We start from the raw sequence: 24,331 nt of genomic DNA, 5'->3' as shown, positions 1-24,331 counted from the left end.
AACCGAGTCTTCAGTCTTCGCCGGTCTCGGTGCAATGCCGCCGAAACGCCTGTTTCAACAAATCCAACTCGTCGCGCATCAACGCAATCTCGGCCCGCAAATCCTCGTCCAAGGCCGCCCCCGCCAACAGCGTGATCCGGTCCAAAACCTCGCCATCGCTGGCGCTGCGCAGGCTGACCACCTGCACCCCATCGCTCACGACGGAGGCGGGCAGGTCGAAGCCGACTTGAAAGCGGTTCTTCCCCGCGCTCGGGCTTACATCGGCTGTTCCGATGATCCGTTCCATATGTACGGCTTCGATCACCGGCGGCATATCGTCTGCTGTCAGAATCCCTTCATAGCGCCCGCCTTGCAGCCGGGTCCGTGTCAGTGTCATCCCCATCGGCGTCGTCCCCTTACAAATCGGCTCGTGGTGCCCGAACGAGGGTCATATCCCACAGCGTCACTTGATTCATCTGCGGCCCCTCGAAAATCAGATCCAACCACATTTTCTCCAGCCGTTTTTCGTTGATCTTGCTATAGGCCAGATCAAACTCAGCCACGGCCTTGTCTCCATCAAAATCAAACTGGCGCACGATCTGTTCGCAGTTGGGTCCGTGCTGCACATTCAACCGGGCATAGATCTCCAAAGGGCTTTCCAAGGCCGTGCGCAAGCTGACGGTCAGATAATGGCCGCGCGTCAAGCCGACCACGGCGTCGTTCGGCATATCTTGCGCCAGCGATAAGAATGAGCCGTCAAAGCGATAGACGTCCAACATCAAACCATAGGGTGAGGGGATATCACGCCGGGTATTTCGAACCTGGCGATAGGACAACTCGGATTGTTTGGCGTCGTGGAACAGCTTCACACCACCACCCAGATCGGTCGGGGACGGCACGGCAACCGCACCGAACGGCGCAATCGGCGCGCGCCACAGCGCCGGGCGAAAGGCCCAATCGCATTGCTCGGGTCGCTCTATCTCGTCATTGCCCGGGGCCGCGGCAAGCAAGGCGGTGTCAGCGGCGATGCGGGCATTGTCCAATTTGTGGCGCATCCCCGCCAAGCGTCCTTGCAAGGCGCGCAACTCAGCCGGTGGGATCCGCTCAGCACCCTCGGCGATCTCAGCCCAGCGTTTCAGGGCCCGCGTCAAACTGCGCCGCTCCCAAAAACTGAACCCCTGTACCGCCATGTTTGCCCCTCCCCTTAGAGCCTGCCTCGTGCGTTTACATGATGCAGGTTAGCCGAGTATCCGCCGAAACAACCCAACATTCCAGAGCGGGCCAGAGGGCGCCGCGGGCCGAGCGGCCGGTGGTGGTGGCGCGACTGGCGGCGCAACCGGGTCCACGGCATCACCGCTATTGGCGCCGGTGACCGACGTCACAAAGGCCCGCAAAGTCGTCAGGCTGGTCTCGTCGCTCATCTCCTGGCCTTCCAAGCCCAAGACGCTCAGCGTTGCGATCCGTGGCCCCACATCCATATAGGCCCGCCAATAATCGGGCCCGACGCCGTCGACGATCCCCTCGCTGCTGTCACGGGCGTGCAAGAAATAGACGTCGCCTTGGTGGAAACTGTCCAACACAGTGACGGAAGCCGAATCCTGACTGCGGCTGAGAAGGCTTCGCCCATCCTCGGAGCGAAAGAACGCATCCAAGCCCGGTATCGACTCCCGCAGACTGCCGTCACCGGACGCTTCCGAAATCGACGCGGTCAAGACAGCCGGAACCTCAGGCTGCACCGCACGGCGCGAGTTTGAGATCGCCGCGCAATTGCCCATCAGAACAAACGCCGTCTCGCCCCGATCCCGTGTGGCGGTCGGATCCACGCAATAGCCTGCGGGCCCGGCAACAACGATCTGGTCGCTGGTCACCGCAACCTGGCTCGGCGCGGGCATTGTATTGTCCCCAGTGAAGGGCCCTATTCCGCCGCAGGCCGAAAGCGCCAGCGCCCCCGCCAAAAGAAGCGGTTTAGATGTCCATATAGACATGCTTCTCCTCTTTGGCACCGGGATGCGTGACGGCACCAAACTGCGCCGAGCCGACCAGTTGCGCATATTTCCAAAGCGCGCCGGTGGCGTAGATGGTCTCGCGCGGGCCTTTCCAATCAGCTTTCCGCGCCTCCAACTCGTCATCGGAGAGCGCCACGCTGATCTCGCCCTTGATGGCATCAATGGTGATCATATCGCCATCTTTAAGCATCCCAATCGGGCCGCCATGCGCCGCCTCCGGCCCCACATGGCCAACGCAGAAGCCGCGTGTTGCACCCGAGAACCGACCATCGGTGATCAGCGCTACTTTCTTGCCCATACCCTGGCCGGAAAGCGCCGCCGTGGTGGCCAACATCTCGCGCATACCTGGGCCGCCTGCAGGACCCTCGTTGCGGATGACGATCACGTCGCCGGCTTCATAGCCGCGCTTCTGCACCGCCTCAAACGCGTCTTCTTCGCATTCAAACACGCGGGCTGGGCCAGTGAAGACCTGCTGCTCTTCGGCCATCCCGGCGACCTTCACAATCGCGCCTTCCGGCGCCAGATTGCCCTTCAGACCAACAACCCCGCCGGTTGGGGTCAGCGGCGTTTCGATCGGATAGATCACCTTTCCGTCCGCCTCGCGCTCGATCAGGTCCAGCTCTTCACCCATGCTGCGTCCTGTGGCCGTGATGCAATCCTCATGGATCAGCCCCGCCTTGCGCAGCTCCTTCATCACTACGGGCACGCCGCCCACCTCATAGAGGTCTTTCGCGACATACTGACCGCCCGGTTTCAGATCGACGAAATAAGGTGTGTCACGGAAAATGTCGCAGACATCTTCGAGATTGAAATCAATGCCCGCCTCATGGGCGATGGCGGGCAAATGCAGCCCGGCATTGGTGGAGCCGCCCGTGCACGCCACCACACGCGCGGCGTTTTGCAGCGATTTCAACGTCACCACATCGCGGGCGCGAATGTTCTTCTCCAAAAGCTGCATCACCGCCTGACCGGAGGCCACGCCATATTGGTCCCGGCTTTCATACGGGGCGGGCGCGCCGGAGCTATTTGGCAGCGCCAGACCGATCGCTTCGCTCACGCAGGCCATCGTGTTCGCAGTAAACTGCCCGCCACAGGCCCCGGCGGAGGGGCAAGCCACCCGTTCCAAGGTTCGCAAAGCTTCGTCGCTCAAATTGCCCGCCTGATGCTGACCCACGGCCTCAAACACGTCCTGAACCGTCACATCCTTACCATCGAGCCGACCCGGCAGGATCGAGCCGCCATAGATGAAGACCGACGGCACGTTCAGCCGCACCATCGCCATCATCATCCCCGGCAGAGATTTGTCGCACCCGGCCAGCCCCACAATCGCGTCATAGCAATGCCCGCGCATGGTCAACTCCACCGTATCTGCAATCGCATCGCGGCTAGCCAGCGACGAGCGCATGCCCTCATGGCCCATGGCGATCCCATCCGTCACCGTGATCGTGGTGAACTCGCGCGGGGTCCCGTCGCCATGTTTCACGCCCAGCTTCACCGCCTGCGCCTGTCGGTTCAGCGAGATGTTGCACGGCGCGGCTTCGTTCCAGCAGGTCGCAACCCCTACAAAAGGCTGATGAATTTCCTCATCGCTTAACCCCATCGCGTAAAAATACGACCGATGTGGTGCGCGCGCGGGCCCCTCGGTCACATAACGGCTTGGCAGTTTCGATTTATCCATCTTGCCTTTCAGCATAACTCGGGCTCCCTTACTCGATGCGTGGCTTGCCCACTGGAATAGACGGGCGCAGAAAGGCGCACAAGCGTGATTGCCGCCTCCCCCTCCATCGGGGTATGGTGCAATAAAATATAAAAGCAGGCAGATTCTTTTTGATGCAGTATTCGGCACACGAGTCCTTCGTGGCGCCCGCGCGCGCCTTTCCGCAGCTTTGGCGGCTGATCCTCGGCCTTTTGGTTGTGGCTTTGGTCTATGTCGCCTGCTTTTTGGTGATCCTGGCCCTCCTGACACTGACCAGCGGGCTTGATGGCGCGCAAGCTTGGTTGGTCCGCATGGGCCAGGCGACCGGCCCAACCGGCACGCTGCTTTTGCTGGCCACATTCTTGGGGATGGCGCTTGGCCCGTTTGCTGCGGCGCGCTGGCTTCACAAGCGGCCGGTGATCAGCCTGTTTGGCCCGCGCCAGAAGACGCTGCGCCAATTTCTCATCGCTGGACTGATCTCCGCCGCGATCTTTGGCCTCTCAGCGCTGATCCCGACAAATGTCGCGGTACAACCGAACCTCGTGCCGACCCTCTGGCTGTCTTACCTGCCGTTGGCGCTGGTCGGCGTTTTGGTCCAGACCGGTGCCGAAGAGGTGCTCTTCCGCGGCTATCTGCAACAGCAGCTTGCCGCCCGATTTGCCTCTCCAGTTATCTGGATGGTCCTTCCCTCGGCGCTTTTTGCCATCGCCCATTATGATCCTGTTACGATGGGGGAAAACGCCTGGCTCATCGTGGCTGCAACAGGGCTTTTCGCCCTTTTCGCCGCCGATCTCACCGCAAAAACCGGCAGCATTGGCGCGGCTTGGGGCTTTCATTTCGCCAACAACACCTTTGCACTCCTCCTGGTCTCGCTCGACGGTCCGCTCTCGGGCCTCGCACTCTACACCACCGATTTTGGCCCTGATGCAGCGGAGGTTTTGCGGCCGCTCATTCTGCGCGATATGGGCATTACGGCGCTTGTCTGGCTGGTCATTCGTCTTGCGCTGAGCCGGTGAGCGCCGATTGCATTTCCCGCCGGTCCAGCCTATCTGGGCCAAGACAGAATAGAGTACCGGACCGCCCATGAACTGGATCACCAATTACGTCCGTCCCCGGATCAACTCGATCTTCTCGCGTCGCGAGATGCCCGAGAACCTGTGGACCAAATGCGACGAATGCGGAACCATGCTGTTCCATCGGGAGCTGGCCGAGAACCTGAACGTCTGCACCAATTGCGATCACCATATGGCGATCACACCGCGCGATCGGTTCACCGCCCTTTTTGACAACGGCATTTTCACCGAAGTCAAAGTCCCGCAGCCGCTCAACGATCCGCTGCAGTTTCGCGATCAAAAACGTTATCCGGATCGGATGAAAACCGCCCAGAAGAATACGGGCGAGGCCGAGGCGATGCTGGTCGCCGAAGGCGAGATCGGGCGCACTCCAATTGTCGCCGCCGCGCAGGATTTTTCCTTCATGGGCGGCTCCATGGGCATGTATGTCGGCAACGCAATTGTCGCCGCCGCAGAGCGCGCGGTGAAACGCAAACTGCCGCTGGTGCTGTTCTCCGCCGCAGGGGGCGCGCGCATGCAGGAGGGTATCCTGAGCCTGATGCAGATGCCCCGCACCACGGTCGCGGTCGAGATGCTGCGCGAGGCCGGATTGCCATATATTGTCGTGCTGACCCATCCGACGACCGGCGGGGTCACCGCGTCTTATGCCATGCTGGGCGACATTCAGATTGCCGAGCCCAACGCGCTGATCTGCTTTGCTGGCCCTCGGGTGATTGAGCAAACCATCCGGGAAACCCTGCCCGAAGGCTTCCAACGCTCCGAGTATCTGCTTGATCACGGCATGCTCGACCGCGTGACCCATCGCAAAGAGATGCGCGAAGAGCTGATCACCATCATCCGCATGTTGACGGGCCAGCCCCCGGCCGTGCGCGGCGACCTCCCCGCCCCGGAATCCGAAAGCGCGGAGACCGCTGAGGTCGCCACGGCAGAAGAAGCGCCGGAAGCAGAGGCTCCGAAGGCGCCGTGACCGAGGCACAGTCCGACATCCTCCTTGAACGGATGATGTCCCTTCACCCGAAGATCATCGATCTGACGCTCGATCGGATGTGGCGCGTTCTGGCCGCACTCAATCACCCTGAGCGGCGCCTGCCGCCGGTGATCCACATCGCGGGCACCAATGGCAAAGGCTCGACCCAAGCGATGATCCGCGCCGGGCTGGAAGGCGCTGGCCTGACCACTCATGCCTATACGTCGCCGCATCTGGTCCGCTTCCACGAACGTATCCGCGTGGCTGGCGATCTGATTGATGAACAGACCCTATCCCGCATTTTAGACACATGCCTGGAGGCAAACGGTCCCGATCCGATCACCTATTTCGAGATCACTACCGCGGCCGCGCTTCTCGCCTTTGCGGAAAACTCGGCCAACTACACCCTGCTTGAGGTTGGGCTGGGCGGGCGTCTGGACGCCACGAATGTGATCGAAACACCCGCAATAACCGTGATCACACCCGTCGACCTGGACCATCAGCAATTCCTTGGTGACACGCTTGGCAAGATCGCTGCCGAGAAGGCCGGGATCATCAAGCGCGGTGTGCCTTGCGTCGTCGGGCCACAGAAGGACGAAGCGCTTGAGGTGATCGAAGCCCAGGCCGCGAAGCTCGGCGCGCCACTTTTGGCCTATGGTCAACATTGGCATGTCTGGGAAGAACGCGGGCGATTGGTCTACCAAGATGAAACCGGTCTGCTTGATCTGCCGCTCCCGAATCTGGCCGGCGCGCATCAGATACAAAACGCTGGCGCCGCTCTTACCGTCCTGCGCCATCTGGGTCTTGGGGAGACCGCCGCCGAAGCCGCTGTTGGCAAGGCCGACTGGCCCGCGCGGATGCAGCGCCTTCGCCATGGCCCGCTGATCGATATGGCGCCCGAGGCAGAGATTTGGCTCGATGGCGGGCATAACCCGCATGCCGCCCGCGCCATCGCCGCAACGCTTACGCAACTTCCGAAGCGACCGACCCATCTGATCTGCGGGATGATGAACACGAAAGATGTGGCAGGGTTCATGTCCCTCCTCGCGGAGCATGCGGAGAGCCTTCAAGGCGTCACCATAGCCGGCCAAACAGCCACGCTTTCCGCGGCCGAAACTGTTGCCGCTGCGTCCTCTGTCGGCCTCGAAGCCGATGCTGCCGAAAGTGTCGATCAAGCGCTCAAGACCATTCTCGCGCAAGAGCCGCATGCCCGGGTCTTGATCTGCGGCTCGCTCTATCTGGCCGGGGTCGTTCTGCAGGAGAACGGATAGGCGATACGTCGCCTGGTGATCTCCGCCGCAGCGCGAATGGCAATCGGCGGAAGCCAAGCGCCGCCTATCGGTACGGAACGGGGGGAACAAGACGTCGGATAGGTTACAAAAATTCGAGGACTCCGGGATTTTTGTAACCTATTCTGCCCGCGCCTCGCCCCAATCCGCGCCTTGCATCTCGCGCAGACGGCTGGCGGTCCGCTCAAACTCAAAGCTGCCCGCTCCCTCCAAATAGAGTTTCTCGGGTTCCGCCTCCGCCGAGATGATCAGCTGCACATGCCCCTCATAGAGCGCGTCGATCAAGGTGACGAACCGTTTGGCCTCGTTGAATTTCGAGCTATCGAGGCAAGGAACATCCTCCAGAACCAAGAGCTTAACTGCCCCCACCAAGGCCAAATAGTCCGCCGGACCCAGCGGTTTGCCACAGAGATCCCAAAACCCGGCCCGCGCCATGCCGGCCCAATACTGCGGCAGATGCACCTCCCGGCCCTTCACTTCGAGGAGCAGTTCCTCGTGTTTTCCTTGGGTGAGATCGCGCCAGATCATATCGATGGCCCGCCGCGCCTCTGCATTCACGGGTGCGAAATAGGTTTGCTCACCAGCCAGTCGATCCTGCCGATAGTCGGTCATCGCATCGAGTTGGTCGACCTCGAGCCTTTCTTCCAAGAGCGCGATAAATGGGAGGAATAGCTGACGGTTAAGCCCGTCCTTATAGAGATCGGTGGGATGCCGGTTCGAGGTCGTCACGACAATCACACCTGCCTCAAACAGCTTCTCGAAAAGGCGCCCAACGATCATTGCATCGGCGATATCGGTGATCTGCATCTCATCAAAACAGAGCAATCGCAGATCCCGCGAAATCGCTTCGGCCACTGGCTTGATGGCGTCATCCACGCCAGTTTTCCGCGCCTCGTGAAGTGCCGCTTGGATCTCTTGCATGAAGGCGTGAAAGTGCACCCGGCGTTTCTCCGAAATCGCGACATGGGCGTAAAAGAGGTCCATCAACATGGACTTCCCCCGCCCGACACCGCCCCAGAGATAGAGACCCATCGGCCCATTCTCCGCCGGTTTGCGGAACCGCGAAAACAAGCTGGCTTTTCGCGGCGCCTCCAGCCGCTCGCGCAGCGCCTCCATCCGGCTAAGCACAGCGCGTTGTTCGGGGTCCGGGCGCAGCAAGCCCTCGCCAACGCGGGTGTCATAAATGGCCGTCAAATGCTGCCCCATGCGCCAAGTCCTAGCCTGAACCGGGGCAGGAGTGCCAGCAAAAACAAGGTGATGCGGGACACGTCAAAAATTCTGACGGATCGCATAAGGACAACTGATTTGACCTAATTTCGCCAATCCGTAACTCTGCGCTGAAATCACTCGGAGCGCTTACTCATGGACAGCCGTGCCCCCCTGTTCACCCCTATTCTGATCGGCAGCTGTATCATTATCATGATCTGCTTCGCGATCCGGGCGAGTTTCGGCGTCTTCCAGATTCCGATTGCAGACGAGTTCGGCTGGCTCCGCGCCGAGTTTTCCCTCGCCATCGCAATCCAGAACCTCGCCTGGGGCGTCGGACAACCGATCTTTGGCGCGATCGCGGAACGGTTTGGCGACCGGAAAGCGATTGTGTTGGGCGCGATCCTCTACGCTGCGGGTTTGGTGTTCTCGGCCTATGCGATTACGCCGGGGCAGCATCAACTGCTTGAAATCCTTGTTGGGTTCGGCATCGCGGGCACCGGGTTCGGGGTTATCTTGGCGCTTGTTGGGCGGGCCGCATCCGATGAAAACCGGTCCATGGCGCTCGGGATTGTCACCGCGGCCGGGTCCGCCGGACAGATCATTGGCCCACCGCTCGCCGAGGGGTTGATGGCCTTCATTCCCTGGCAATCTGTCTTCCTGGTCTTCGCCGGGATGATCTTGGCGGCACTCTTTGCGCTGCCGATGCTGCGCGCCCCAAAACTCGCAGAGAAGGTCGTTTTGGAAGACAATCTTGGCCAGGTTCTTGGCAAGGCGTTTCGCGACCCGTCCTTCACATTGATCTTCGTGGGTTTCTTCTCCTGCGGCTATCAGCTGGGCTTCGTCACCGCGCATTTCCCGGCCTTCGTGACCGAGATGTGCGGCCCGATCGCGCCCGGCTCGATGCTTTATTCCGTCGGGATCACCAGCACCTCAGCATTGGGCGCGGTGGCGATTGCGCTGATCGGGTTTGCCAATATCGCGGGCACCATCCTGGCCGGTTGGTTGGGGCAGAGGTTCCCGAAAAAGTACTTGCTGGCCTGGATTTATGTTGGCCGCACTTTGGCGGCTGGGATTTTCATTCTGCTGCCAATTGCCCCGCTGAGCGTCATCGTGTTTTCGCTGGTCATGGGGTCGCTTTGGCTGGCGACGGTGCCGCTCACCTCGGGATTAGTGGGCTATATCTATGGTCTCCGCCATATGGGCACGCTTTATGGCATCGTGTTCTTCAGCCACCAATTGGGCAGCTTTCTCGGCGTCTGGTTGGGTGGATGGCTCTATGACATCTATGGCGATTACACCGCGGTCTGGTGGGTTGGCGTTGCGGTCGGCGCGTTGTCAGCCATCGTGCATCTGCCCGTGAAAGAGGTGCCGTTGAAAGATCGGGGCGCTGTCGGTTTGGCCGCTTAGAGACTGTTTTCGATGGCCTCTGCCAGAGCCTCAGGGTGGCTATAGGGCAGGCGGTGATCAGCGCCTTCGATCTGGACCTGCTGCGCCGCGCGGTTGTTCCGCGCCAGAAGGCCCATGGACGTGATCGGGATCACCTGATCCTCCGCCGCCCAAATCGCAAGAACCGGAAGGCCCGATTTGGCGATCAAGGCGTGATCTTCGGCGGCCTCTTCCGAGAGCAGGTTGCGCATGCTGGACAGAATGGCAGCCATGCTCCCATCAATTCGCAAGTCAGCTTGCACACGCCGCGCAACCGCATCGGCTGCGGCGCCGGCGGGTTTGGCGCGGGCCATATCCCAGTTCATCAGGATCGGCCCAAGCACCGCGTGAAGCCAATCCCCCAAAACTGGATAGCGAATGGTGATCGAGGCCAAACTGCCAAGCTCAGCCTGAAACCCCGCGCTGGCGATCAGGATCAACTGGCTCACCTGGTCAGGCGCCTCGACCGCCCGCGCCGCTGCGATCCGGCCACCCATGGAATAGCCGCAAAGCGTCACGGGGCGATCAATGCCTTGCGAGGCCAGCAGATCGCGCAACTGCCGCATGAAGAATTCCCGGGTTTGCGGGCCGGGAACCCGGTCGGACAAGCCACGCCCATAGAGATCATAGGTCAGCACGCGGAAGCCTTGCACCGTCAGATGCGGGATCATCGCGTCCCAAACATAAGATGGCGAAGAGAGCCCGTGGATACAGACCATCACGCGCCCATCTTCGGGCCCGTGCCAGGCAAAATGCGTCTGCCCATCGGAGAGTTGCACAAACTGGCCCGTCGCGGTTTCGCGTGCGTCTGCGAGCGATGTTTGGGTCGATTGCGCCAGAAGCCAGCCACCCAGAAGGCCCATCGCAAGAAGCAGGAGCAGCCAGATCATGGCGACCCGCTGGCTTGGGACAGGATGTAAGCGCTGGTCATTAGGTCCAGATGCGCGCCGCCGCCGTTCTTGAACAGCGTGATCTCATCAGCGCTCTGACGCGCAAACCGACCCTCCGACAGGTCATAGTAATCGGCGACGACATCGGCCTCAGAGATCACGCCACGCGCGATGGGGTCTTTCAACTCACCGATATGCCCGATGGTCGTCTCGCGGCTATCCACAAAAATCCGCGCGCGAACCAGCGCCGTGTCATCGGCTTCACGCATATCCGGGCGGTAGGCCCCAATCAGGTCAAGATGTTGCCCGGGACGGAGCCAATCGCCTTGGATCAGCGGTTCGGTTGTCATCGTGGCAGAGGTAATTATGTCAGCCTGACCCACGGCCTCGGCAAGGTCGGGTGCCACGCGTGTGCCGGGGCAGTCTTCGGCAAAGCGGGCAGCGCCGGTCGGGCTGCGGTTCCAGACGGTGAACTCTGCATCCGGGAAATAGGCGTTGTAAGCGGCGTGGAGGTTGCGCCCCACTGTGCCGGCCCCAACGATTAGGATGTTGCGGCTTTCGGGGCGCGCCAAACGGCTGGCGGCAAAGGCGCTATCTCCTGCGGTCTTCCATTTGGTGACCAGGTGGAAATCAAGGATCGCGTCCAGCGTACCATCGCCATCGTTGAAGAGCGACACCGCACCACCAATCGCCGGTTTGCCCTGCGCCGTGTTGCCCGGAAAGATGGTCGCGGATTTGACCAGAACACCCAGCCCATCAATCCAAGCCGCGCGCGACAGCAAGGTGTCATCACCGCGATACAAGAAACTGTCGGTGATCTCGGCCCGGGGCAGGAGGTGGCCAGCGGCGAAAGCCTCCCCCAAGGCACGCCAATCCAGCTTGGCTTCCAGATCATCTCCGATGATCCGCGGGCTCATGCAGCCGCCTCCACTTCGGTCAGGAGATTGTGGTCAACCAGGACCCGCGCCCAACCCTCGGGGCTTTCAAACTGATGCACGTTCCAGCCGCGCGACCGCGCGACCTCAACATTGTCCGGCCTGTCATCAGCAAAAAGCAGGCGCTCCGGCGCGATGCCGGACTGCTCTTCAACCATCTGATAAATCGCCGGATTGGGCTTGGTAACCCGCATTCGACCCGACACAAATTCCTGGTCAAACTCGTTCAGAAAATCGAATTCCGTTTGCGCGTAGGCGTAGCTCTCAACGCCGAAATTAGTCAGAGCAAAAACCGGCATACCTTTGGCCCGCAACGCCCGAAGCAATTTGACGGAATGCGGGATCACCGGGTTTGCAAGCTCGATCCAGCGGTCATGCCACATACGAATCTCGGCGCCGTATTCGGGATAGGCCTCGGCGGTTTCGTAGATCACATCGCGGAATCCTTCGCCCAGATCGAGGCGTTCATTCATCCCGTGGAGATCAACCGCATCGAACAGCGCCCGGCGGCGGGTCTCGCCAATCTCAGCGTCGTAGAACCGTTCCGGCTGCCATTCGATCAGCACGTTGCCGATGTCAAATATGACGGCCTCGATGGTCATGCGCTCACCCCGTACATCGCTTCGGCGTGGAAGGCGACGTGATCCTCCATGAAGCTGGAGACGAAGAAATAGCTGTGATCGTAGCCAGGCTGCATCCGCTGGGTTGCGGGTTGGCGGCGTTCGGCGATGGCGCTAGCCAGGGCTTCGGTTTTCAGCAAGCCGCCAAATTGATCCGCCGTGCCGGTGTCGATCAAAACCGGACCGGCGAACCCCTGCTCTCGCATCAGGAAGCTGGCGTCATGCGGCTCCCAAAGGGCGGTGTTTTCCCCGAGATAGGCTCGAAATTGCTTCTGTCCCCAATCGCTGCTCATCGGGTTACAGATCGGCGCAAAGGCAGACACGGAGGCAAAACGATCGGGGAAGCTCATCGCGATGGTCAGCGCACCATGCCCCCCCATGGAATGGCCCGTGATGCCTTGGCGGGCTTCATCGAGTGCGAAGCGTTTGAAGAGCGCGCGGGGCAGCTCGTCGGTGATGTAGTCCCACATCTGGAAATGCTCGGCCCAAGGATCTTGGGTTGCATTCACGTAGAAGCCAGCGCCCTGGCCCAGATCATAGGCGTCATCATCAGCCACACCGGTACCGCGCGGCGAGGTATCAGGGAACACGAGCGCGATACCCTGATCCGCGGCCCAAGCTTGCGCCCCCGCCTTCACCATCGCGTTCTCATGGGTGCAGGTCAGGCCCGAGAGATACCAGAGCACCGGCACCGGGCCATCTTCAGCCTCGGCGGGCTGAAACAGCCCAAAGGTCATCTCGGTTCCGGTGGCTTTCGACGCATGGGTATAGACACCTTGTGTCCCCCCGAAACAGCGGTTTTCCGAGACGGTGTCCATGGCGATGCTCCCCCTTGATCTGGCCCGAACCTAGGGGTAGCGCGGCAGGCGCAGGGCGTCCAGCGCTTAGCCTGGCGTGATCCCTGCAAGGCCGCTCACCCAAGCAATGACAACCGACACTGTCACGATACTGAGCGCGGTTGAGATCAGGATTGAGGCCGAGACACGATGCGGCGCGACGCCGTAATGCTGCGCCAAGATGTAGACATTGCCCGCGACGGGCAGCGACGCGGCGGCGATCATAACCGCAGCATCAAAGATCGGCACCGGGAACAGGACCAATGCCGCGAGGGCCACGGCCGCCGGGTGTAAGACCAGCTTGCAGAAGGTGAGCCAGCCCGCGACAGTGAGCCGTTCGGCGGATTTGCCTGCCAGCGAGGCCCCAATGGCAAAGAGGGCACCAGGCGTGGCGGCGGCGCCGAGAATGGCTAGGAACTCATTGGCCACCTCGGGGATCGGCAAGGCGAAGGCCGACCAGAGCAAGCCGAGGGTCATCGAGACGATCATCGGATTCTTGAGCAAGCCCATGCCGACGGTCTTCAAGATACCAAGCGACATACGGCCATCGCGGCTGCCGGTGATCAGGATCACGATAAGGCTTGAGAAAACGACTAGATCGAGCGCCAGCACCATCAAGACAGGCCCCGCCGCGGCCTCGCCCAAGAGAACAATCAACATCGGCACGCCGAGAAAGCCGGTATTGCCGATCACCGCGCATTGCGCCTCGACCGCCGCCTCCTCGATGCCGCGCCTTCGGAAGAGCGCGACGGCGGTGGCGATCAGATAGACGGTGAAACAACCCCAGAGATAGGCGGCCACAAACCACCAGTCGAAGATCTCGGCGAGGGACAGATTCGCCGAAAACCGGAACAGCATCGCCGACAGCGCGAAGTAGAAGACGAATTTGGTGAGATAAGCGGTCGCTTCGGCCGTGAAAAACCCGGTACGCCCGGCCTGGAACCCCAATCCGATTAGCGCGAAAAACGGCAGAGTCTTGAGGAAAATCTCGACCATATCAGCGGGCTAGTCGATTGCAGGCAAACTGTCCAGCGAACCGCTGTCGCAACGGAAAGGAAGGCCCGCCGCGGCTGTCTCTTGAAATTCGGACTGAACAGTTTAGTTTTAGCATGTATCGCTGGGAGAGCCTCGTTCCCCCAGACGCTATGTTCGGCTCTAAACCGCGATACAGAGCCGGTATCGTTCAAGACTCCCATGAGAGCGATACCGCCGCCCGGACTGTACCCGCCGGGCGAAGGCGACTGACACCTCTCCCTGTCGGTCCGAGGCGGGGGTGCCGTATTTCGGTGCCTCCGCCTTTGTTTTCTGGGCTCCGCGACAACGGCGCTCTTGATTGAACTAAACAGAACAGTCTACACTTTCACTTGGTGGACGGAGCTATCATGAACGCAGAACCCCAGATTAAGAAGGGTCGCAAATATGATCAGGTCATAGCAGGTGCCCGCGAGGTCTTCATGCGTGAGGGCTTTGAAGGGGCAAGTGTTGATGTGATCGCGCGCGATTCCGGCGTCTCGAAGGCGACGCTCTACAGCTATTTCCCGGACAAACAGCATCTTTTCCTCGCCGTCTTGCGGATGGAATGCGACATCCAGGAACGCGCTTCGATGGATATCGAGTTCGAACAGAAATCCGTTGCGGACGGGTTGTATCATATCGCCTCGCATATGCTGGCGTTTCTGCTGTCCGATGCTGGGCTGGCGATCTTCCGGGTCTGCGTTGCCGAAGCGCAGCGGTTCCCCGAACTGGGCTGCGCATTTTACGAAACTGGACCGAAAACGGCGATGGCGCAGCTTGCAAGCTATCTTGAAAGCCCAAAAGCGCAGGCCGAACTGGATATCGACGACACGCGGAAGGCTGCCGATCTATTCATGCAGCTTCTGCGCGGTGACCTGATGCTGCGGCGGCTTATGGGGGTTGCCCAGGTGCCCGACGAAGCCGAAATACATCAGGCCGCAACAGACGCAGTACAGAACTTCCTTGCCCGGTATCGCCGCTTGGCGACTATCTAGCCTCCAGCTCAAAGATTTCTGGTGCGAGTTCGTCGCAACCCGTGCGACCATGCCAGAGCGCGCGCAAGGCCTCGGCGCGTTGAACAGTCGTGCCTGTGATGACGAATGTTCCGGAGTCGATTGATGCGTGCACAACCGGCGACGTGAAGATGTGATCACAAAAGCCGATATCGATCACCTGACCGACCGACAGGCGAGTCAAATCGGCCAGAGCATCGCGTGCCGGTTCGCCCAGGCGGACAAATACCTCCGCCTGGCCGCCGCTTTCGGAGAGGTGGAGTTCAAGAACATCCCCTTGCGCGAAATTCAGCTGCCGGCTGGGGCCAGAGACAAACAGAACCGTCGCGGCCTCATTTGCCAGCGCTGTTGTGGACCACAGAAGGGTAAAGAGAGCTGCGCGGATGGTCATTTTACAGATCCGGCATCAGAGGTTTGTACATCACCAGCGCATCAACATACCCATGCACCGGGTGGCGAAATGCGCCGGGCAGGCGGCCCACCGTGTCGAACCCGGCCGCCTCCCAAATCGCGATCGCACGGGTGTTTGTCGCAACGACGAAATTATACTGCATCGCCCGATAACCCTGACGCGGGGCTTCTTCTAGCGAATGGGCCAACATCGCGCGGGCAACGCCTTTGCCGCGTGCTGCGGGAGACGTGATATAGCCACAATTGCACACATGCGCACCACCTCCGCCCTGGTTCGGGCGGATGTAGTAGGTGCCCAGGAGCCCGGTCTCATCCGAAGCGACAAATACTGTGTGGCTCGGACCGCACCAATAGGCCAATGCGTCGTCGCGACTGATCTCAGGATCAATTGTATAGCTGTCGCCCGCCCGAAAGACAGGCTCTAAGATGCGCCATAGAGCCTGTTTGTCGTCCTCGATGAGCCGCCGGATCGTGACCGTCAATACACCACCACGGAGCGGATCGACTCGCCTGCATGCATCAGATCGAAGCCCTTGTTGATCTCGTCAAGCGTCAGCGTGTGGGTGATCATCGGGTCGATCTCGATCTTGCCGTCCATGTACCAATCGACGATCCCCGGCACATCTGTGCGCCCGCGCGCGCCGCCGAAGGCTGTGCCACGCCAGCTCCGTCCGGTGACGAGCTGGAAGGGCCGGGTCGAAATCTCCGCGCCTGCTGGTGCGACGCCAATAATGATGCTTTCACCCCAGCCCTTGTGACAGGCTTCCAGCGCGGTGCGCATGACCTGCACATTGCCGGTCGCGTCGAAGGTATAGTCGGCCCCGCCGCCAGTCAGCTCGACCAGATGGCCGACCAGATCGCCTTTGACTTCAGTGGGGTTCACGAAATCAGTCATGCCGAATTTCTTCGCCATCTCGACCTTAGCTGGATTGATATCGACACCGACGATCTGATCGGCACCAGCGAGGCGGAGGCCTTGGATCACGTTCAAGCCGATCCCGCCGAGGCCAAAGACAATCGCCCGGCAGCCGATCTCGGCCTTGGCGGTGTATATCACCGCGCCAATGCCGGTGGTCACGCCACAGCCGATGTAACAAATCTTATCGAACGGCGCGTCCTTGCGGACCTTGGCGAGTGAGACTTCCGGCAGAACCGTATGGTTCGAGAAGGTCGAACAGCCCATGTAATGCAGGATCGGCGTGCCATCGAGCATCGAGAAGCGCGATGTTCCGTCGGGCATCACACCCTGGCCTTGGGTCGCACGGACCGATTGGCAGAGGTTGGTTTTGGGATGCAGGCAGTATTCGCATTCCCGGCATTCAGCTGTGTAGAGCGGGATCACATGGTCGCCCGGTTCCAAGCTGGTGACCCCCGGGCCGACTTCGAGCACGACGCCCGCACCTTCATGGCCAAGGATCGCGGGAAAGAGACCCTCGGGATCGGCGCCAGAGAGCGTGAACTCGTCCGTGTGACAGATGCCGGTGGCTTTGATCTCCACCAGAACCTCGCCCGCTTTCGGGCCATCGAGGTTCACCTCCATAATCTCTAGCGGTTTTCCAGCTTCGAGCGCGACAGCGGCACGGGTGCGCATGATAAATCCTCTCTCGGGTCTTGTGTCGGCATGAGCCTGTTCCAATCCTGGACCCGATGCAATGGAGTTAAGCAGATGCGATTTGCCTTTTTGACGATCCCTTTTCTGGCGCTCGCCGCCTGCCAAGACGTTGATGATAACGATCCCACTGTCATTGGCGGAACAGATGCCTGCGGCGCGTCCGGCTGGCAAAGCCTCGTGGGCGAGAGCCGCGATGTCTTGGCCGCGATGACCTTCCCGGCACCCATGCGCGTGATTGGCCCGAATGATGCGGTGACGATGGATTATCTGCCGAACCGACTGAACGTGATCTATGGCGAAGATGATATCATTTCGCGGGTGGAATGCGGGTGACTTGCACCTGCGGGTGATTCCCCCTATATCCGGCTTAACAGCGGCGCGTCGGCCTCCACCCCCGACGCTCCACCGGAGAGTTTCAACGGGCCGCGCGCCCGTTTTTTTGTGCTTGGACCAAAGATGTCTGACCTCGTCGCCAAAACATCGATTGACCGCCGGATGGCGGAGATCCTGACCCCTGTCATCGAAGACATGGGGTTTGAAGTGGTGCGGATTCGCCTGATGGGCGGCAAAACCAATACGTTGCAGATCATGGCCGAGCGTCCCGAAGGCGGGATCGAGGTGGATGAGTGCGCGCAGATTTCGACCGCCGTCAGTGCGACGCTGGATGTGGAAGACCCGCTGGAGGATGCGTACACTTTGGAAGTGTCCAGCCCCGGGATTGACCGGCCTTTGACCCGGCTCAAGGATTTCGAGACCTTTGAAGGCTATGAGGTTAAACTCGAAACCACCGAGATGATCGACGGGCGCCGCCGCTTCAAAGGCGTGTTGGCGGGCGTCGAAGGCGACGAAGTGTTGATCAACGTGACCGAGGGCACGATTGGGCTGCATTTCGACTGGCTCAGCGATGCGAAGCTGGTTCTGACCGACGAGCTAATCACCGAGATGCTGCGCCAGCGCAAGGCGGCGGGCATCGTCGACGAGACCCAATTTGACGAGATAGAAACCGAAGAAGCCGATAAGGCGGAGGACTGATCCCATGGCAATTACATCAGCAAACCAGCTGGAGCTTTTGCAAACGGCCGAGGCTGTGGCCCGCGAGAAGATGATCGACCCGGAACTGGTGGTCGAAGCGATGGAAGAGAGCCTCGCCCGCGCGGCGAAGAGCCGCTATGGCTCGGAGTTGGACATTCGCGTGTCGATTGACCGCAAGACCGGTAAGGCGACCTTCACGCGCGTGCGCACCGTGGTCGAAGATGACGCGGTTGAGAATGAGAAGGCCGAACTGACCGTCGAGCAAGCCAAGCCCTATAAAGCCGATGCCGAAGTGGGCGACATGCTGATCGACGAAGTGCCGCCGGTTGAGATGGGCCGGATCGCGGCACAATCGGCCAAGCAGGTGATCTTGCAGAAGGTCCGCGAGGCCGAACGTGATCGTCAGTTCGAGGAGTTCCAAGATCGCGCCGGCACCATCATCAACGGGGTCGTCAAGCGCGAGGAATACGGCAATGTCATCGTCGATATTGGCCGGGGCGAGGGCGTGTTACGCCGGAACGAAAAGATTGGCCGCGAGAGCTATCGCCCGAACGATCGGATCCGCTGCTACATCAAGGATGTGCGCCGCGAGACGCGCGGGCCGCAGATTTTCCTTTCGCGCACCGCGCCGGAGTTCATGGCCGAGCTGTTCAAGATGGAGGTTCCGGAGATCTATGACGGCATCATCGAGATCAAGGCCGTCGCCCGCGATCCGGGCAGCCGTGCAAAGATCGCGGTGATCTCCTATGACAACTCGATCGATCCTGTTGGTGCCTGCGTTGGTATGCGCGGCAGCCGCGTGCAGGCCGTTGTGAACGAGCTACAGGGCGAGAAGATCGACATCATCCCGTGGAACGAGGACGCGCCGACCTTCCTGGTGAACGCGCTTCAGCCTGCTGAAGTGACCAAGGTTGTTCTGGACGAAGACGCCGAGCGGATCGAAGTGGTTGTGCCCGATGAGCAGCTGTCGCTGGCCATTGGCCGTCGCGGTCAAAACGTGCGTCTGGCCAGCCAGTTGACCGGTCTCGATATCGACATCCTGACCGAGGAAGAAGAAAGCGCGCGCCGTCAGGCCGAGTTTGCCGAGCGGACCAAGGTCTTCATGGACACGCTGGATCTGGATGAGTTCTTTGCCCAACTTCTGGTCTCGGAAGGCTTCACCTCGCTGGAAGAGGTGGCTTATGTCGAGCAGGAAGAGCTTCTGGTCATTGACGGTGTCGACGAAGCCACGGCGGATGAATTGCAGGCCCGCGCCCGCGATTATCTGGAAGAGCAGAACAAACTCGCGCTGGAAAAGGCAAAAGAGTTGGGCGTGGAGCAGAGCCTCATTGATTTTGAGGGGCTGACACCCCAAATGCTGGTGGCCCTGGGCGAAGACGGTGTGAAGTCATTGGATGATTTTGCAACCTGCGCCGATTGGGAGCTCGCTGGCGGCTGGACCACGGTGGATGGCGAACGCGTCAAAGACGATGGCGTGTTGGAAAGCTTCGATGTCAGCCTGGAGGAAGCCCAGAACATGGTGATGACCGCACGCCTGCAATTGGGCTGGGTGACCATTGAGGAGCTTGAAGCGAAAGCGGCCGCGGATGCGGAAGCTGCTGCCGAAGGCGAAGCCGAGGAGGCCGGGGCCTGATCGCAGGCCTCGGAGAGACGCGGAATGACCCGCGGCGGCCGGACCAAAACCCGCGATGAGGCCGAGAGGCGCTGCATCGCTACCGGAGAGACCCAGCCCAAGGCGGGTCTGATCCGGTTTGTCGTCGGCCCCGAGGGGCAGGTGGTGCCAGACATTCTGGAACGCTTGCCTGGGCGGGGCATTTGGGTCAGTGCCGACGCGGAGGCGCTGGAGCTGGCGACTAAGAAGAAGCTGTTTTCGCGCGGCGCGAAAATGCAGGTGACGGTGCCAGATGATCTGCGGGCGCAGGTCGATACGGTTCTGACCCGGCGCTTGACCGATCTGATCGCGCTGAGCCGTAAGGGCGGATATGCGGTCGCTGGGTTTGAGAAGGTGAAGGGCTGGCTGGCCGAAGGCCGCGCCAAAGTTCTGCTCCAGGCCTCTGATGGCTCGGAGCGTGGAAAAACGAAGCTTTGGACCCCCGAAGGTGGCCGATTTTTCGGCTGTTTAACGGCCCAGGAATTGGGTTTGGCATTCGGGCGCCAAAGTGTGATACATGGCGCGCTTGCCGCTGGTGGACTCACGCCACGTGTTGTAGAGGAAGCCGCAAAGCTGCAAGGCCTGCGTAAGGCAATCGGCGGAACCGCCGCCGGGAAGGAAAAGACGGACGCATGAGCGATCAAGACGGAAAGAAGCCCCTTGGCCTGTCGGGCGGTGCCCGCAGTGGCCGCGTGAATCAAAGCTTTTCACGGGGGCGGACCAAAAGTGTCGTGGTGGAAACCAAGCGCAAGCGCGTGATGGTACCCAAGCCCGGCACCGCCGCGGCGGCCCAAGCTGAGGGCGGCAAGCGGGCAAGTGGCGTGTCCGACAGCGAGATGGAGCGCCGTCTGAAAGCGTTGCAGGCCGCCAAGGCCCGCGAGGCCGAAGACGCGCAGCGCCGTGAGCAAGAAGAGAAAAGCCGCGAAGAAGAGCGCGCCCGCCGCCGGGCGGAGATCGAGGCCAAAGAGCGCGAAGAGCGCGAGCGCGAGGAAGCGCTGAAAGCGAGGGCCGAGGAAGAAGAGCGCCGCCGCAAGGAAGAAGAGGCGCGCCGCAACGCACCACCACCCGCCGAAGCGCCAGCAGCCGCCGCTGTCGCCGAACCATCGGCACCGCGTGGTGGCGGTCGGCCCGCCGCGACACCAGGGCGCCGCGACAATGACCGCGACGACAAACGCGACCGGTCGGGCAAGGGCGACCGTGGCGGCGATGGCCGCCGCTCGGGCAAGCTCACGGTGAACCAAGCCCTCACGGGCGGCGAAGGTGGCCGGCAACGCTCCATGGCCGCGATGAAGCGGAAACAGGAACGCGCACGTCAGAAGGCGATGGGCGGTCAGGTTGAGCGTGAAAAGATCGTGCGTGATGTTCAGGTGCCTGAGACGATCATCGTCTCGGAACTGGCCAACCGGATGGCAGAGCGCGTGGCCGATGTGGTCAAAGCGTTGATGCAAAACGGTTTGATGGTCACGCAAAACCAAGCGATTGACGCCGATACCGCCGAACTGATCATCGAAGAGTTCGGCCACAAAGTTGTGCGTGTGTCCGACGCTGACGTCGAAGATGTGATCGACCAGGTTGAGGACAAGGACGAAGACCTTGAGCCCCGCGCGCCGGTTATCACCATCATGGGCCACGTGGATCACGGTAAAACGTCGTTGTTGGACGCGATCCGCAACGCCAAGGTTGTGGCTGGCGAAGCAGGCGGCATCACCCAGCATATCGGGGCCTATCAGGTCAAAACCGATAGCGGGCAGTTGCTTAGCTTCCTCGACACACCGGGCCACGCAGCATTCACGTCCATGCGCGCCCGTGGTGCCCAAGTGACGGATATTGTTGTACTTGTGGTTGCTGCCGATGACGCGGTGATGCCGCAGACGATCGAGGCGATCAACCACGCGAAAGCGGCAGAAGTGCCGATGATCGTGGCCATCAACAAGATCGACAAGCCTGAGGCAAACCCAGACAAAGTCAGGACCGATCTGCTTCAGCATGAGGTGATCGTCGAAAAGATGTCTGGCGAGGTCCAGGATGTTGAGGTCTCGGCGATCTCTGGTCAGGGATTGGATGAGCTTCTGGAAGCCATCGCGTTGCAGTCCGAGATTCTTGAACTGAAAGCCAACCCGGCACGCGCGGCCTCTGGTGCGGTCATCGAGGCGCAGTTGGATGTGGGTCGCGGCCCCGTCGCAACCGTTCTGGTGCAGAATGGCACCCTGAAACAGGGTGATATCTTCGTCGTGGGCGAGCAGTGGGGCAAGGTCCGCGCGCTGGTCAATGACAAAGGCGAGCGCGTGAAAGAGGCCGGGCCGTCGGTTCCGGTTGAGGTGCTGGGCCTGAACGGTACGCCGGAAGCTGGCGACGTTCTGAACGTGGTCGACACCGAGGCGCAGGCCCGCGAAATCGCGGAATATCGCGAGAACGCCGCCAAAGAGAAACGCGCTGCCGCTGGTGCGGCCACAACACTTGATCAGCTTTTGGCTAAGGCCAAAGAGGACGAGAATGTCGCCGAGCTGCCCATCGTGGTGAAGGCCGATGTGCAAGGCTCCGCCGAGGCGATCATCCAGGCAATGGAGAAGATCGGCAACGAGGAGGTCCGCGTCCGCGTGCTGCATTCAGGCGTCGGCGCCATCACCGAATCCGATATCGGCCTGGCCGAAGCCTCGGGCGCCCCGGTGATCGGTTTCAATGTTCGGGCAAATGCACCCGCTCGGAACAGCGCCAACCAGAAGGGCGTTGAGATCCGCTATTACTCGGTGATCTACGATCTGGTCGACGATGTGAAATCGGCCGCCTCGGGTCTGCTTTCGGCAGAAGTGCGGGAGAACTTCATCGGCTATGCCGAGATCAAAGAGGTCTTCCGTGTCTCCGGCGTTGGCAATGTCGCGGGTTGCTTGGTCACCGAAGGTGTTGCCCGCCGGTCGGCCGGTGTGCGCCTGCTGCGGGACAATGTCGTGATCCATGAGGGCACATTGAAGACGCTGAAACGCTTCAAGGACGAGGTGAAAGAAGTCACCTCTGGCCAGGAATGCGGGATGGCCTTTGAAAACTACGATGATATTCGCGCGGGCGATGTGATCGAGATTTTCGAACGCGAAGAGGTGGAGCGGACGCTCGCTTAAGACGCGCGATAAATCAAAGAAAAGGGCGCCAGTATCGGCGCCCTTTTTTGTAGCGTATGACAGTGCGTTCCTATTCCATCGCTGTCGAAAGCGACGCGATATAGGCATAGAGATTGGCGGCATCTTCCTCAGACCGCACACGGAAGCTCATCGAGCCGCGTGCACCATTGTCGTCAAGCGTTTCACGCAGGAACCCGGTCGGGTCCATCACATAGGCGACAAAGCTTTCCTCATCCCAAACAAGACCACCTTCGCCCGCTTCGACCATCGACCCAGAATAGCGGAACCCTTCCACTGTCCCGGCGGTGCTGCCCGAGATTTCATAAAGGTTCGGGCCTGTCCGTGCGTTGCGGCCAGCCAACACCTCGCCATCGGCATTCGCCACCACATGGCAGGCGATGCACTGACGAAACGCCGCTTCACCGGCAGCGGCGTCACCGGACGGCGCCATTCCTTCATGGCTCTCGGCAAAGGCCGTGGGCGCCATCAGAACAGAAGCAGCCGCAGCAAGGATCATCGTACGGTTCATAGGTAGTCTCCATTTCCGAAACACGTTCCTACGTATACCTAGTCCAAACCTGCCTGGGCCACACTGCTTTTTTGCCCTCTGCGACATAGCGCCAATCACATATCCGGCTACGATCCAAACCTAGCATAGGTGGTGCGTGGCTCATGAGTTCGCAGTTCGTCGAAGTTGGACGTCAAGGCGGTTTTGAACCATATTTATACTATAGGCGGTTTTGAGGGTGGTCATCACGCCCTTCTTTGGCAGATGCCGGAGCATGAGACGGCGCTTCAGGCCTGTAGTGTCGTCACGTTCGGAGGAAGGTCTGACGCTGAGGCGATCAAGCGAAAGATGGTTAATCGGTCCAAGATTTTGCATACAGCGCTGGAACTCAAATGCGCCGACCATACCTGCTCAAATCCCGAGGTCATTATTTATGACTGATCAGACAGATAAGACTGCGACGCCCATCCTGATCCCTGCTTGGATTGATGGCGAATTGACCCCTGTGGAAAAGTTAACGGCCCATCGCGAGGGCCTGAGGCACCGGGCTGTATCGGTTTTTGTGATGCGAGATGGGCAGACTTTATTGCAGAGGCGCGCATTAGAAAAATACCATACACCGGGGCTTTGGGCGAATACCTGCTGCACGCACCCTCATTGGGGCGAAAGCGCTTTGGATTGTGCGACCCGGCGTCTGGATGAAGAGCTTGGATTGCCGCCCCTGTCGCTCGAATACCGTGGCCAGGTTGAGTATCGCGCCGATGTCGGTGGTGGGATGATTGAGCATGAGGTTGTGGATATCTTTGTGGGCACTCTGGCCCAAAATGTCCAACCCGCGCCAAACCCCAGCGAGGTCATGGATACGATTTGGCAGCCGCTTGATCAGCTTGGCGCGCAAGTGATGGAAAACCCCGGCAGTTTCACGCCTTGGCTGCAAATCTACTTGCGCGACCATGCCGTTAGCATTTTTGGCGATCGCGCAGTCTGACTCTGTCCGTGAACCGCGCGCCCAGAACTTGTTCCGCGTCGATCCCCCGTCCATATAGAGCCAA

General features: G+C 60.5%; 25 protein-coding genes. 11 read left to right on the top strand and 14 right to left on the bottom strand.

What is annotated here, in order from left to right; translation table 11 throughout:
• Window positions 1–10 precede the first annotated feature (10 nt).
• The 4 genes from GTF44_RS00540 to ilvD are packed head-to-tail and all read right to left on the bottom strand — an operon-like array spanning window position 11 to window position 3,678.
• Window positions 11–382: a hypothetical protein gene (locus GTF44_RS00540; RefSeq protein WP_253261244.1), complete on the bottom strand. Its 372-nt coding sequence runs from the start codon at window positions 380–382 to the stop codon at window positions 11–13.
• A gap of 13 nt (window positions 383–395) precedes the next feature.
• Entirely contained in the window at window positions 396–1,169 is a 774-nt protein-coding gene (locus GTF44_RS00535) for a DUF6478 family protein (RefSeq protein WP_171559092.1), read from the bottom strand.
• 48 nt (window positions 1,170–1,217) lie between these two features.
• Window positions 1,218–1,964 (bottom strand): hypothetical protein, encoded by a 747-nt coding sequence (locus GTF44_RS00530; protein WP_171559089.1) that lies wholly within the window; start codon window positions 1,962–1,964, stop codon window positions 1,218–1,220.
• Window positions 1,945–3,678: a dihydroxy-acid dehydratase gene (ilvD, locus tag GTF44_RS00525; protein WP_171559086.1), complete on the bottom strand. Its 1,734-nt coding sequence runs from the start codon at window positions 3,676–3,678 to the stop codon at window positions 1,945–1,947. Before ilvD ends, GTF44_RS00530 begins: the two co-directional genes overlap by 20 nt.
• Before the next feature lie 137 nt (window positions 3,679–3,815).
• Here ilvD and GTF44_RS00520 point away from each other — a divergent pair, with 137 nt between their 5' ends.
• From GTF44_RS00520 to GTF44_RS00510, 3 genes are all read left to right on the top strand, one after another.
• Window positions 3,816–4,697, top strand: coding sequence for a CPBP family intramembrane glutamic endopeptidase (locus GTF44_RS00520; protein ID WP_171559083.1), 882 nt, complete (start codon window positions 3,816–3,818; stop codon window positions 4,695–4,697).
• A 67-nt stretch (window positions 4,698–4,764) separates the two neighbouring features.
• Window positions 4,765–5,721, top strand: coding sequence for an acetyl-CoA carboxylase, carboxyltransferase subunit beta (accD, locus tag GTF44_RS00515; protein WP_171559081.1), 957 nt, complete (start codon window positions 4,765–4,767; stop codon window positions 5,719–5,721).
• Window positions 5,718–6,992, top strand: coding sequence for a Mur ligase family protein (locus tag GTF44_RS00510; RefSeq protein WP_171559078.1), 1,275 nt, complete (start codon window positions 5,718–5,720; stop codon window positions 6,990–6,992). The genes accD and GTF44_RS00510 overlap by 4 nt, the downstream gene beginning before the upstream one ends.
• 138 nt (window positions 6,993–7,130) lie before the next feature.
• Here GTF44_RS00510 and zapE read toward each other — a convergent pair whose 3' ends face one another.
• Complete coding sequence (gene zapE, locus GTF44_RS00505; protein WP_171559075.1) at window positions 7,131–8,216, bottom strand: cell division protein ZapE; 1,086 nt, start codon at window positions 8,214–8,216, stop codon at window positions 7,131–7,133.
• Window positions 8,217–8,372: 156 nt separating this feature from the next.
• Between zapE and GTF44_RS00500 the strand changes: the two genes are divergently transcribed.
• The gene (locus tag GTF44_RS00500; RefSeq protein WP_171559072.1) at window positions 8,373–9,626 is read left to right on the top strand and encodes an MFS transporter; all 1,254 of its coding nucleotides are present in this window, start codon (window positions 8,373–8,375) and stop codon (window positions 9,624–9,626) included.
• Here GTF44_RS00500 and GTF44_RS00495 read toward each other — a convergent pair.
• The 5 genes from GTF44_RS00495 to GTF44_RS00475 form a co-directional block, all read right to left on the bottom strand.
• Window positions 9,623–10,534, bottom strand: a complete 912-nt coding sequence (locus tag GTF44_RS00495) for an alpha/beta fold hydrolase (protein WP_171559069.1) — start codon at window positions 10,532–10,534, stop codon at window positions 9,623–9,625. The genes GTF44_RS00500 and GTF44_RS00495 overlap by 4 nt on opposite strands.
• Complete coding sequence (locus GTF44_RS00490; RefSeq protein WP_171559066.1) at window positions 10,531–11,451, bottom strand: ornithine cyclodeaminase family protein; 921 nt, start codon at window positions 11,449–11,451, stop codon at window positions 10,531–10,533. The genes GTF44_RS00495 and GTF44_RS00490 overlap by 4 nt, the downstream gene beginning before the upstream one ends.
• Window positions 11,448–12,071 (bottom strand): HAD family phosphatase, encoded by a 624-nt coding sequence (locus tag GTF44_RS00485; protein ID WP_171559062.1) that lies wholly within the window; start codon window positions 12,069–12,071, stop codon window positions 11,448–11,450. Before GTF44_RS00485 ends, GTF44_RS00490 begins: the two co-directional genes overlap by 4 nt.
• Window positions 12,068–12,907 carry an S-formylglutathione hydrolase gene (gene fghA / locus GTF44_RS00480; protein ID WP_171559059.1) on the bottom strand — a complete coding sequence of 280 codons (840 nt, stop codon included), beginning with the start codon at window positions 12,905–12,907 and terminating at the stop codon, window positions 12,068–12,070. The genes GTF44_RS00485 and fghA overlap by 4 nt, the downstream gene beginning before the upstream one ends.
• A 66-nt stretch (window positions 12,908–12,973) precedes the next feature.
• Window positions 12,974–13,921 (bottom strand): AEC family transporter, encoded by a 948-nt coding sequence (locus GTF44_RS00475; protein WP_171559057.1) that lies wholly within the window; start codon window positions 13,919–13,921, stop codon window positions 12,974–12,976.
• Between the two features lie 386 nt (window positions 13,922–14,307).
• Between GTF44_RS00475 and GTF44_RS00470 the strand changes: the two genes are divergently transcribed.
• Window positions 14,308–14,934: a TetR/AcrR family transcriptional regulator gene (locus GTF44_RS00470; protein ID WP_171559053.1), complete on the top strand. Its 627-nt coding sequence runs from the start codon at window positions 14,308–14,310 to the stop codon at window positions 14,932–14,934.
• Here the strand turns inward: GTF44_RS00470 and GTF44_RS00465 are convergent.
• Genes GTF44_RS00465 through GTF44_RS00455 form a run of 3 tightly spaced genes read right to left on the bottom strand, consistent with a single transcriptional unit; the run spans window position 14,927 to window position 16,954 of the window.
• Entirely contained in the window at window positions 14,927–15,343 is a 417-nt protein-coding gene (locus GTF44_RS00465; protein ID WP_171559050.1) for a hypothetical protein, read from the bottom strand. The genes GTF44_RS00470 and GTF44_RS00465 overlap by 8 nt on opposite strands.
• Window position 15,344: 1 nt before the next feature.
• The gene (locus GTF44_RS00460) at window positions 15,345–15,845 is read right to left on the bottom strand and encodes a GNAT family N-acetyltransferase (RefSeq protein ID WP_171559048.1); all 501 of its coding nucleotides are present in this window, start codon (window positions 15,843–15,845) and stop codon (window positions 15,345–15,347) included.
• Window positions 15,842–16,954 carry an S-(hydroxymethyl)glutathione dehydrogenase/class III alcohol dehydrogenase gene (locus GTF44_RS00455; RefSeq protein ID WP_145213596.1) on the bottom strand — a complete coding sequence of 371 codons (1,113 nt, stop codon included), beginning with the start codon at window positions 16,952–16,954 and terminating at the stop codon, window positions 15,842–15,844. The genes GTF44_RS00460 and GTF44_RS00455 overlap by 4 nt, the downstream gene beginning before the upstream one ends.
• A gap of 75 nt (window positions 16,955–17,029) precedes the next feature.
• Here GTF44_RS00455 and GTF44_RS00450 point away from each other — a divergent pair, with 75 nt between their 5' ends.
• The 5 genes from GTF44_RS00450 to infB all read left to right on the top strand — a co-directional run bounded on the left by GTF44_RS00450 (window position 17,030) and on the right by infB (window position 22,771).
• Window positions 17,030–17,308, top strand: a complete 279-nt coding sequence (locus GTF44_RS00450; protein ID WP_171559045.1) for an I78 family peptidase inhibitor — start codon at window positions 17,030–17,032, stop codon at window positions 17,306–17,308.
• A gap of 123 nt (window positions 17,309–17,431) precedes the next feature.
• On the top strand, window positions 17,432–18,007 hold the full coding sequence (gene rimP / locus GTF44_RS00445) for a ribosome maturation factor RimP (RefSeq protein ID WP_145213602.1): 576 nt from the start codon (window positions 17,432–17,434) through the stop codon (window positions 18,005–18,007).
• A 4-nt stretch (window positions 18,008–18,011) separates the two neighbouring features.
• The gene (gene nusA, locus GTF44_RS00440; RefSeq protein WP_171559042.1) at window positions 18,012–19,640 is read left to right on the top strand and encodes a transcription termination factor NusA; all 1,629 of its coding nucleotides are present in this window, start codon (window positions 18,012–18,014) and stop codon (window positions 19,638–19,640) included.
• A gap of 24 nt (window positions 19,641–19,664) precedes the next feature.
• Window positions 19,665–20,294, top strand: a complete 630-nt coding sequence (locus GTF44_RS00435) for an RNA-binding protein (RefSeq protein WP_171559039.1) — start codon at window positions 19,665–19,667, stop codon at window positions 20,292–20,294.
• Complete coding sequence (gene infB, locus GTF44_RS00430; protein WP_145213612.1) at window positions 20,291–22,771, top strand: translation initiation factor IF-2; 2,481 nt, start codon at window positions 20,291–20,293, stop codon at window positions 22,769–22,771. The genes GTF44_RS00435 and infB overlap by 4 nt, the downstream gene beginning before the upstream one ends.
• Window positions 22,772–22,841: 70 nt before the next feature.
• Here infB and GTF44_RS00425 read toward each other — a convergent pair whose 3' ends face one another.
• On the bottom strand, window positions 22,842–23,300 hold the full coding sequence (locus GTF44_RS00425; RefSeq protein ID WP_253261243.1) for a cytochrome c family protein: 459 nt from the start codon (window positions 23,298–23,300) through the stop codon (window positions 22,842–22,844).
• A 412-nt stretch (window positions 23,301–23,712) separates the two neighbouring features.
• On the opposite strand from GTF44_RS00425, the gene idi reads away from it, so the two are divergent.
• Window positions 23,713–24,267: an isopentenyl-diphosphate Delta-isomerase gene (gene idi / locus GTF44_RS00420; RefSeq protein WP_171559037.1), complete on the top strand. Its 555-nt coding sequence runs from the start codon at window positions 23,713–23,715 to the stop codon at window positions 24,265–24,267.
• Window positions 24,268–24,331: the final 64 nt, after the last annotated feature.

This window comes from Roseobacter sp. HKCCD6576-2 (assembly GCF_013179285.1).
Classification (GTDB): domain Bacteria; phylum Pseudomonadota; class Alphaproteobacteria; order Rhodobacterales; family Rhodobacteraceae; genus Rhodophyticola; species Rhodophyticola oceani.
This window is presented reverse-complemented; position numbering and strand designations above follow the sequence as displayed.